Source organism: Streptomyces sp. SID486, from assembly GCF_009865385.1.
Lineage (GTDB): Bacteria > Actinomycetota > Actinomycetes > Streptomycetales > Streptomycetaceae > Streptomyces.
Genome location: NZ_WWJT01000676.1, coordinates 1 through 1039, shown reverse-complemented (window position 1 = coordinate 1039; position 1039 = coordinate 1). Strand labels below are relative to the sequence as shown.

At 68.3% G+C, this 1039-nt stretch carries 1 protein-coding gene; it reads left to right on the top strand.

What is annotated here, in order from left to right; all coding sequences use genetic code 11:
• Nucleotides 1-848, top strand: an 848-nt coding sequence (locus GT045_RS31395; protein WP_237539018.1) for an acyl carrier protein, incomplete at its 5' end; no start/stop codon positions are given.
• Nucleotides 849-1039: the final 191 nt, after the last annotated feature.

Here is a 1039-nt window from a genome sequence, read left to right as displayed (position 1 = left end):
TGCCGGCGACCTCGATCGCGTGGGGCCCCTGGGCCGAAGACGGCATGGCGGCCGACAGCGCCCTGGTCAGCGGCCGTATGGAGCGGTTCGGTCTGCCGCCCATGGATCCCGCGCTGGCCGTCACGGCGTTGGAGCGGGCGATCAGTGGTTCCGACACCTGCCCGGTGATCACGGACGTCGACTGGTCGCGGTTCGGCAAGGAACTGAGCGGTTCCCGGAACAGCGCGCTCTTCGGTGAGATCGCCGAAGTGCAGGAGCTGTACCGGACCGTGGACCACGCTTCCACCGACGGCCCCGCCGAGCCGACGTCGGCCCTCGCCGAGACCTTGGCCGCTCTTCCGGTGGCCGAACGGGAGCCCATGCTCCTCGACATGATCCGGAAGCACACGGCCACCGTGCTCGGCTACGGCACTCCGACGGGGATCGACACCGAGCGAGGCTTCTTCGAGATGGGCCTGGACTCGCTCACGGCAGTGGAACTGCGCAACCGCCTGAACACGGCGAGCGGTCTGCGGCTGCCGTCCACCACGCTGTTCGACTACGCGTCCCCCGCCGCGCTGGCGCGCCACCTGCTGGCAGAGCTGGCTCCCGACGCGAGTGCGCCGGAGAACGCGCTGCCCGAGGAGATCGACCGCCTCGAATCCGTGCTCTCCGCACTCCCGGAGGACGACATGGCGCGAGCCAGGGCCGTGGTCCGACTCCAGTCCATGTTGGCGAAGTTGAGCCACGCCGGTACCGGCACGGCCGTCCAGGGGGCGACGGGCGGCGACGCCTTGGACGGCGATCTCGACGGGGTGTCGGTCGACGAACTCTTCGACGTCATCGACCGAGAACTCGGGGATGCCTGAGAATGATCATGAACCGTATGGTGTCCACGAGGGGGCGGCGCTAAGTGTCGAACGAAGAGAAGCTTGTCGAGTACCTGAAGCGGGTCATGGCCGACCTGCGTCAGACACAGCGCCGCCTTCGTGATGTCGAGGACAAAGCCCAGGAGCCGATCGCGATCGTCGGGATGAGCTGCCGCTTCCCCGGCGGTGTG